Annotated in this window: 1 protein-coding gene; it reads left to right on the top strand. The window is 70.9% G+C overall.

The window, feature by feature from the left end:
* Positions 1 to 284: 284 nt before the first annotated feature.
* Positions 285 to 760: ABC transporter substrate-binding protein (locus AC1DWF_RS33900; protein WP_476842875.1), on the top strand; the 476-nt coding region annotated here is incomplete at its 3' end.

Genomic DNA, 760 nt, shown 5'->3' with positions numbered 1-760 from the left:
GCCTCGATCTGTGCCCCGGCAGCCTCGATCAGCGGCGCGACGGCCCGCGCACGGGCGATCGGATCGCCGGCTCCCGGATCCACCCTCTGCGGCATCGATACGGCTGCGCTCATGCGACGCCAGCCTCCCTGGTTCTTGTCGCGGAAGTCTGGCGCCCGGCCGGTTCGCCCGTCAATCGCTCGCGTGGCAGGCCACACACCCGCTTGCGGTGGCGCCGAAGGGCGCTAGGCTGCTCCGCAACAAAGAATGGCGGCATGGACCGCGGTTCACACAGGGGAAAACACATGTCCATCACCAGACGCCCATTGCTGGCGACGCCGGCCCTCCTGCTCGCCACGCCCGCGATGGCGCAAGGGACGGCCCAGGGGACAGCCCAGGGCGCACCTATCAAGGTCGGCTCGATGCTGCCGCTCACCGGCGTGGCCGCCTCGGCCGGCAATTCCGCCAAGGCCGCGGTCGAGCTGGCGGTCGAGCTCATCAACACGCCGCAACCCGATCTCGCCGCCATGCCGCTGATGGCGACCGTGGGCTTCCCGAACATCGGCGGCCGGCCGCTGCAGGTCGTCGTGGCCGACCAGCAGGGCAGCCCCTCGGTCGCGCAGAACCAGGCACTGCGCCTCATCACGCAGGAGCGCGTGGTGGCGATCAGCGGCGCCTACCAGTCCGGCCTGACATTGACCGCGAGCGCCATGGCGGAGCGGCACGGCATCCCCTTCCTGACCGGCGAGGCCGTCGCCACCAACCTGACCGAGCGCGGCTT

The organism is Aminobacter sp. P4_D5 (genome assembly GCF_056401815.1).
Note: the sequence above shows the minus strand (reverse complement) of the source record. Positions and strands in the feature narration are given on the sequence as shown.